Source organism: Micropruina sp. (assembly GCF_047607385.1).
In the GTDB taxonomy this organism is placed as follows: Bacteria; Actinomycetota; Actinomycetes; order Propionibacteriales; family Propionibacteriaceae; genus Micropruina.
Genome location: NZ_JASGDE010000071.1, coordinates 1 through 8,081, shown reverse-complemented (window position 1 = coordinate 8,081; position 8,081 = coordinate 1). Strand labels below are relative to the sequence as shown.

The 8,081-nt window shown below is 71.7% G+C and carries 7 protein-coding genes; 2 read left to right on the top strand and 5 right to left on the bottom strand.

Annotation, left to right across the window (positions count from 1 at the left end; translation table 11 throughout):
• Positions 1-84 precede the first annotated feature (84 nt).
• The 4 genes from QM582_RS06435 to QM582_RS06420 all read right to left on the bottom strand — a co-directional run bounded on the left by QM582_RS06435 (position 85) and on the right by QM582_RS06420 (position 5,087).
• Entirely contained in the window at positions 85-855 is a 771-nt protein-coding gene (locus QM582_RS06435; RefSeq protein WP_415082795.1) for a prolipoprotein diacylglyceryl transferase, read from the bottom strand.
• A 149-nt stretch (positions 856-1,004) separates the two neighbouring features.
• Positions 1,005-3,215 carry a maltose alpha-D-glucosyltransferase gene (gene treS / locus QM582_RS06430; protein ID WP_415082793.1) on the bottom strand — a complete coding sequence of 737 codons (2,211 nt, stop codon included), beginning with the start codon at positions 3,213-3,215 and terminating at the stop codon, positions 1,005-1,007.
• A 114-nt stretch (positions 3,216-3,329) separates the two neighbouring features.
• Positions 3,330-4,553, bottom strand: a complete 1,224-nt coding sequence (locus QM582_RS06425; protein ID WP_415082791.1) for an aminoglycoside phosphotransferase family protein — start codon at positions 4,551-4,553, stop codon at positions 3,330-3,332.
• Between the two features lie 27 nt (positions 4,554-4,580).
• The gene (locus QM582_RS06420) at positions 4,581-5,087 is read right to left on the bottom strand and encodes a thiol-disulfide oxidoreductase DCC family protein (protein ID WP_415082789.1); all 507 of its coding nucleotides are present in this window, start codon (positions 5,085-5,087) and stop codon (positions 4,581-4,583) included.
• A 102-nt stretch (positions 5,088-5,189) separates the two neighbouring features.
• On the opposite strand from QM582_RS06420, the gene QM582_RS06415 reads away from it, so the two are divergent.
• Together QM582_RS06415 and QM582_RS06410 are read left to right on the top strand one after the other, a co-directional pair.
• A complete protein-coding gene (locus QM582_RS06415; protein ID WP_415082787.1) occupies positions 5,190-6,494 on the top strand; it encodes an alpha-amylase family glycosyl hydrolase in 1,305 nt (434 codons plus the stop codon).
• Complete coding sequence (locus tag QM582_RS06410) at positions 6,491-7,009, top strand: MOSC domain-containing protein (protein WP_415082785.1); 519 nt, start codon at positions 6,491-6,493, stop codon at positions 7,007-7,009. Before QM582_RS06415 ends, QM582_RS06410 begins: the two co-directional genes overlap by 4 nt.
• Here QM582_RS06410 and QM582_RS06405 read toward each other — a convergent pair.
• A partial coding sequence (locus QM582_RS06405) for a THUMP-like domain-containing protein (RefSeq protein ID WP_415082783.1) occupies positions 7,010-8,081 on the bottom strand: 1,072 nt, incomplete at its 5' end.

Sequence of the window (8,081 nt, the reverse complement as noted above, 5' to 3'; positions counted from 1 at the left end):
TCGGACGCCCCGGACGCCGTCCCTCCCGAACCCAGCGCTCGCCTAACTATTTGGCGCTCGCCGAACTCGGCGAGCGGCAAATAGTTAGGCGAGCGCTGGGTTCGGGAGGGACGGCGTCCGGGGCGTCCGAAGCACCCGCAGCACGGAACGGATCAGCAACGGCAGCATCGCCAGCAGGAACCACTGCGGCCTGGTCAGCCCGAACCACACCTCTTCATTGCCTCGGACGAACTCGACCAGGAACCGGAAAAGGGCGTAGCCGGCGACGTACAGCCGGAACAGTCCACCCGGCGCCAGGCGTCCCCGCCAGCGCAGCAACAGCACCAGCGCGACGGCGTGGAAGACGATCTCGTAGAGGAACGACGGGTGCAGCCCCACCCCGGGAGCACCGCCCAGCCGCGCGGCCTGCTCGGCAGTGAGGGTCATACCCCAGCCGGCACCGGTGGGCGTGCCCGGGTTCTCGGTCAGCAGGCAGCCGACCCGTCCGATCATCATCGCCAGGGCGACGGCGGGCGCGAACAGCTCGCCGGTGTCCTCGCGGTAGCCGGTCAGCCGCTTGCCGAACCACACCCCGATCCAGGCACCGACCAGACCGGCCAGGATGCTGCGGTTGCCCAGCGTCCACCAGTCCAGCAGGGACGCCGTTCGGCTCGGATCGAGCGTCGCCGGCCAGGTCAGCAGTCGGGCGCCGATCGCGCCGAACGCGACGGCCATGCCGGCCAGCACCCACAACCGGTCGTCGTGCAGCCGCAGCCGACGCTTCTCCAGGGCGTACCAGACCAGGCCGGCCACTACTCCGAGGCCGACCCAGAACCCGTGCACCAGATCGCTGCCGGGGAACGGCACCTCGATCATCGGCACCCCACGAGGCTGGACGCCATCCCGGGAGCCTACCGCCGCGGACACGGTCCGGGCCCGTCCGATCAGCACTTCCCTCACGCTCGCCTAACTATTTCCCGCTCGCCGAGTTCGGCGAGCGGGAAATAGTTAGGCGAGCGCTGGGGTCAGTCCTCCTTGACCAGGGTGGCGACGCCGCCGAACGGGGGCAGGGTCACCGTGAAGCCGCCCAGGTCGTCCACGTCGGCCAGCTTCCGCCGGGTGGTCAGGTCGAACACCCGTCCGGCCGGGATCTGCTCGGACTGCACCCGCCCGCTGATCCACTCGGTGCCGAAGTTGAGCACGGTCACCTGCACCGCGCCGATGTAGAGCCGGTTGACCAGCACCAGCATCTCCTTGGTCGGCACCTCCGGCACGTCCAGCAGGCTTCCGGTGGACAGCCCGTGCTGCTTACGCACCGCGAGGATCGGCGCCAGCCGGGCGGCGAACGACTTGGGGTCCTCCAGCTGCGCGGGCAGCGGTCCGTACAGCGCCTTGGCCAGCGGCATCCCGGACGCCGAACCCTCCACCCCGGGCGCCGCACCGGTCAGGTCGTAGGCGCCGCGCTCGATCCAGCGGGTGTCCCCGGTGGCGATCAGCCCGGAGACCTGGTCGCGGGGCAGCGGCAGCGCGCCCACCAGGTCCCAGCCGGACAGCGCGAACACGCCGGGCTGCCAGGCGTTGTACATGCACAGCAGCAGGTGGGCGTCCTTGATCTGCTCCACCTGGGCAGGGGTAATCGCGTCCAGGTCGGTGATGCCGAGGCTGGCGGTGATCACCGAGGCGGTGGTGGAGGCGATGCCGTTCTGGGTGAACACCGCGTTGTAGGGCCCGGCCTCCCCGGTGATCTTCTGCCGCAGCGTTTCACGGATGTGCTCGGCCAGGTCGACGCCGGTGTACTCCACCCCACCCAGGGTGTAGAGGTCGGTGGCGTGCCGGGCGGCGAAGTGGACCAGTTCGTAGGTGAGCTCGTCGTGGTTCTGCAGCGCGTGCACCAGGGACGCCTGGTCGATCCCGGCGGCGATCGCCTCGCGCAGGGTGAGCCGCAGGAACTCGGTGTCACCGGTAGCCAGTGCCAGATGATAGGCCGGACGGGTGACGAAGTCGTAGGACAGGTCGGGCCCGACCTTGGACGTCTCGGCGATGTCGTCCACGCTCAGGTTGAGCTCCTGGAAGGTGAAGCCGCCGACCTTGCGGACCATCGAGCCGATCAGCTGGTTGGCCGCCTGGGACAGCGGATGCCCCTCCGACCAGGCCGGACCGCCGATGTTCTTCTCGACGCCGAGGAAGCCGTTGGCGTCCAGCCGCAACCCGCCGGAGCCCAGGTCGAGCAGCGAGTGCAGCGCGTCGCCCATCACCAGCCGCATGCCGGCGAAGGTGGGGTCCAGCCAGTTGATCGACGGCTGGCCGTCCTTGAAGTAGTGCAGGTAGACCCAGCGCCGCAGCACGCCATTGTGGTCGTGGATCGGCGGGGTCACCGACCAGTTGGTCTCCTTGACGCCGGGCTCGTAGAAGATCACCCGCTGCAGCTCGCCGATGATGTAGCCGGCCTCGGCCAGCGCCCGCTCGTGGGACGGGTCCAGGTTCACCGAGTCCTTGCCCTTGGGGACGTCGGGCAGCAGGTGCCAGGCCTCCTCGGGGATGTCGACCATGTGGTAGATGCCCGGGTAGTCGCGGTAGTTCAGCTCGGCCAGCCGGAAGTCGGCGCCCTTGCCGGTGTGCCCGGGGACGATGTCGTCGATGATGGTGCCGCCGTGCCGGGCGGCCACCTCGCACATCGTCCGGAACTCCTCCTCGGTGCCGAACAGCGGGTCGATGGCCATGCTGATCCGGTCGAAGTGACCGTCCACGCTGGGGGTCAGCTTCCAGCCGGAGATGCCGCCGGCCAGCTTCACCGGGCCGGTGTGGACGCCCTCGATGCCGATCTGCTGGAAGGTGCGCCACAGCTCCTCGTCGCCGAGCGAGCCCAGGAAGGACTGCCCGGGCGCGGTGACCAGGGACAGCGGGTAGGCGGTGAACCAGACCGCCGTCCGATCGACGGCGGCGCGCGGGTCGGGCGCGGCGTAGGAGTTGCTCCACATGGTGTGCAGGCCGGCCAGCTGCCGGGCCAGCGTGATCGAGTCGCCCAGCATCGACTGGTTGACCAGCCATTCCAGGTAGGCCTTGTTGCGGCCGTCCGGCTCGAACGGGGGCGGGCCCATCGCCTTCAGCATGTCCTTGCGCCGCCGGGCCGCGGGCCGCAGTTTGGCCGGACGGGCCGGGTAGCGCTGGGCGTCGAAGGTCAGTTCCAGGACCTCGTCATGGTCGGCGGGGACGGCGTCGTCGGGCTCGGCGGTCATGGGCGTCAATGTAGTGCCCCGGCCGCCAATCGATCTCGCCATCGGTGACCGGTTTCGGGCTCCGTGACCGCTTTCGTGTTATTACCCGAAATCCGTCACCGAAGATGAAACTCGTCACCGATGGCGAGATCGACGCAGCTCAGGAGCCTCGGTCGCGGCCAGCCGCAGGTAGTCCCCGACGTCGGCGGCATGGTAGATCCGTTCGTCCGGCTCGATCCGGGCACAGAACGTGGCATAGGTGACGGCGGCCAGCAACGGCAGCACCGGACGGAGCAGGGTGGCCGCCCGCTCCGGGTCGCAGCCGGGCACCACCCGCCGCCAGGCCGTGCCGAACACCTGCCCGGCGAGGGCACGGTCGGGCTCCGACAGCGGACGGGCGAACGCGAGCTCGTCGGTGAGCGGGTGGGAGAGGCAGGAGTCGCCCCAGTCCATGATCGCGTGGCCGCCCGGACGGCCCAGCACGTTGCCGGGGTGGAAGTCGCCGTGGGTGAGGGTGTCCGGGACGCCGCAGGCCTCGATCGCGGCGAACCGTCGTGGCAGGTCGTCGACCAGGCCGAGCAACGCGTCCCGGCGATCGGGCGGAACCTCGCCGAGGTGGCCGGAGACAACAACCTCGATGCGGGGCAGCTCCGCCGTCAACCGCCGGTCCGGCAGGCCGAGCGTGAGCAGCTCGTCGGCCCGTCCGATCCAGTCGGCCTGCAGCTCGACCAGCTTCTCGATCATCGGCGGCAGCGCCGCCCCGGCGGCGTCGAAGTTCGACCCGGACACGTTGGCCATGATCGTCCGGCCCGGCTCGGCCGCGTACACGGCGGGCACCGCCGGCGGACCGAGGGCGCTCATGATCGCGCCCTCGTGGGCGAAGAAGTCGGGCACCACCTTGAACCACAGTTCGCCGGCGTCGGTCGGCATCCGCCACACCGCCGACAGGTTCCAGGTCTTCACCTGCGTCGCCGGCCCGGTCACCGCGATTCCGGACGCGGCCAGCCGCTCCCGCGCCCAGCGCAGCTGTTCCTGGGGACCCCCGGGACGGGCCCAGGCCTGCCGCAGCGGGTGCGGCGCCAGCGGGTCGGCACCGTCCCAGGGCGTCAGCGGCAGGCCGGCGCAGGCAGCGGGATCGACTTCAGCCAGGTAGGTGACGGTGCCGCCCGGCATCCGCTCCACCGACGTGGTCAGCAGCCGGAGCACCACCACGTCCAGGCCGTAGCGGGCCTTGGCGGCAGCGCAGACGTCCCAGGCCTCCGGCCACCAGGGCAACTCGGTGGGCAGCGGCGGCAGCGCGCCGAGCAGGGTCTCCCCCGCGCAGAGCAGCAGGACCGCCTCGCGGCCGGGCATCGACATGGCCGCAGGCTATCGCCGGCCGCTCTGCTAAGCCTCGATCCGGCAGGCGGCGGTGGAGCCCGGTAGCCGATGCCGGTTGCGGGCGACCAGGGCGTAGACCGGCCCGGCCAGCCAGGACACCGGCGGATGCGACAGCAGCCATCCGGCCAGCCGCCACGGCATCGGACCGGTGGCCAGGGCGCGTCCGATGGCGCGGTGGCCGTAGCTGACCCGGGTGCCGGCGGCGGTGCGTTCGACGAACGGGATCTCCCGCTCGGCCCGGGCCGGGTCGACACCGAGCCCGACCAGGTCGGCGCGCTGCAGCGGCTCGATCCCCGCACCCAGCCGGCGGCGTCCCAGCCAGGTCGCGCTGGCGGTGCAGAAGCCGCAGTCGGCGTCGTAGAGCAGGATCGTCGCGGAAGGCTCATCGCGGATCGGTCGGGACGGCAGTGCCGCCGGTGCCACCTCCGCCGGTCCGCTGATCGTGCCGGCCACAACCGAGCCGGACGATCCGCTGATCGCGTCGGCCTGGCGGGCGGTCACTGGAGGTTGCATGGCTCCATGCTGACAGCGATCGACGTCCGGCCTGGCGGCATTCGCGCCGCGACCGGCCCGGTTGGCCGGCGCACTAGAATCCGTCCCGACCTAGGGGGACCGATGGACTGGACCGCGCACGTCATCTGGTGGCACTGCTACCCGCTCGGGTTCGTCAACGCTGAGGACACCGCCGTGCACGAGGTCAGGCACCGGCTGGGGCAGCTGACCAACTGGCTCGACTACCTGATCGACCTGGGCTGCAACGGGATGCTGCTGAACCCGATCTTCGCCTCCGCCAGCCACGGCTACGACACCCTCGACCACTACGCCATCGACCCGCGGCTGGGCGACGACGGCGACTTCGGCGAACTGATGTGGAAGGCCAAGGAGCGCGGCATCCGGGTGCTGCTGGACGGCGTGTTCAACCATCTGGCCCGGGAGCACCCGATCGTGCAGCGGGCGCTGGCCGCCGGTCCGGGCACCCCGGACGGCGACTGGCTGCGCTGGGTGGACGGCTACCCGCGGGTGTTCGAGGGCCACGAGCCCCTGGTCGAGCTCGACTTCGGCAACCCGGGCGTGCAGGACTTCGTCGTGGACGTGATGTGCCATTGGCTGGGACGGGGCATCGACGGCTGGCGGTTGGACGCCGCCTACGCGCCGGGCGCGGCGGCCTGGCGTCCGATCGTCGAACGGGTGAAGGCCGCCTACCCGGAGTGCTGGCTGCTGGGTGAGGTGATCCACGGCGACAAGGACGCCTTCGTGGCCGAATCCGGGCTCGATTCGGTCACCCAGTACGAACTGTGGCACGCGATCTGGCAGTCGATGAACGACACGAACCTGTGGAACCTGGACTGGGCGCTGCAGCGGCATCGCCGGTTCTGCACCCTGTTCCGTCCGCAGATCTTCATCTCCAACCACGACGTCACCCGGATCTCGTCCAAGCTGGACGACCGGCGACACGTTCCGCACGCGGCCGTGCTGCTCACCATGCTGCCCGGCGTGCCGTCCATCTACGCCGGCGACGAGCAGCGTTTCGAGGGCGTCAAGCTCGACCGGGCCGGCGGGGACGACGCCGTCCGGCCGCCCTTCCCGGCCACCCCGGACGGCCTGCTGCCGTTCGGCGCCGACACCTTCGAGCTGTACCGGACGCTGATCGGCCTGCGCCGGCGGCACCCCTGGATCGTGGACGGCGTGGTGACCACCCGCGACCTCACCAACGAGTCGGTGGTGGTGCTGGTGGCCGGCCCGGAGGAGGTCATCGAGCTGGCGCTGAACATCTCCGAGGGCGTCGGGCCGATGCCGGAGGGTGAGCTGCTGCTGGCCAGCGAGAGCTGCGGCGAGACGGTGCCGCCGCACGGCTGGGCGATCGGCGTCCGGCCGCGCACCGATGAGGACGCGCCGTTCCTGTCCCGGGCCGCGGCATGAGCTCGGTGCTGTCGGTCAACCTGGGCCGGTCCGCGGTGGATCGCGGCAAGCCGGTCAACAGGACCGGGATCGACAAGCGGCCGGTGCCCTCTGCCGTGGTCGCGGCCCCTGGTCCGCGCGACCTGACCCGCACCCTCGGGCCCGAGTCCCGCATCGGGCTGGCCGGCGACTTCATCGGCGACGGCAAGCATCACGGCGGCGACCTCCAGGCCGTCTACGCCTGCGCCCGGGAAGACCTCGACCAGCTCGGCGGCCTGGTCGGACGGGAGTTCGCGGACGGCAGCTTCGGCGAGAACCTGACCACGCTCGGGGTGGACGTCACCGGCGCCCTGGTCGGCGAACGCTGGCGGATCGGCACCGGACCGGACGCCGTCGAACTGCAGGTCACCACCCCGCGGATCCCGTGCAACACCTTCCGGGCCTGGATCGACGAACGCGGCTGGCTGAGCCCGGCTCCCCCGGCAACCGCTCGCCTAACTATTTGGGGCTCGCCGAATTCGGCGAGCGCTAAATAGTTAGGCGAGCGGTGGGAGGCGGCGGACGACCAGGGCCCGGACGCCGTCCAGGGTCGGGGTGAGCACCAGGGTGGCGGAGCGGGGTCCGGACGGCTTGAGCCGGCGGCGCAGCACCGCCGGGTCGACGTCCACCCCGCGCTTCTTGATCTCCAGGGTGCCGATGCCCTCCCGGCGCACCCAGGCCCGCAGCGCCTTCTCGCCGGCGTCCATCACCTCGAGCACCTCGAAGGCGGTGGCGAACGGCGTCGGACGACGCTCGGCGGCGAGCAGGTAGGCCAGCTGCGGACGCAGCCGCGCCGCGTCCAGCTGGGTGGCCAGCACGTCCACCAGGCCGGCCCGGATCACCGCCGGATCCGGTTCGTACAGCACGGCTCCCGGCTCCGGACGGGTGAACGCCGCCGGCGCAGCGGACGGCCCCGAGTCGTCCAGCTGCTCCCCCGCCGGCAGCAGCACCGCGCTCCGGCCCGGCGTACCCGTCCCCGACCACAACGACAGCTCCACCAGGTCGCCGGCGTCGCTGACCCAGCTGGCCAGCACGCCGTCCGGGATCAGCGCGTGCGGCAGCCCCGGGCCGAGCTTCACGCAGGCGACCCGGTCGGCCAACAGCGATTCGACGAACGACCAGGGCGGGCTGAGATCCTCCACCCGCCAGCTGCGTCCGGACGAGGTCCGCCGGGCCGGGTCGCAGAACACCGCGGTGCCGGGGTCGGCGAGTTCGTCGAGCAGGGCCACCGCGTCGCCGACCAGCACCGGCCGGCCCAGGTTGGCACCGGCCAGCACGGCGGTCAGCTCGTCGGCCTCCACCGCGGTCACCTCCAGTCCGGCGTCCAGGAAGGCCAGCGCGTCGGCCCCGATGCCGCAGCCCAGGTCGAGCACCCGGCGCACGCCGGACGAGCGCAGCCGCTCCGCCCGCCAGGACGCCACCCGGGGACGGCTGGCCTGCTCCAGCCCGTCGGCGGTGAAGAACAGCTCCGCGGCCCGGTCTCCGAATTTGGTGCGGGCCCGGCGGCGCAGCCCGGCCTGGGCACCCACCGCCGCCGCCCGTGCCGGCGGCAACCGGCGGCGCAGCCGT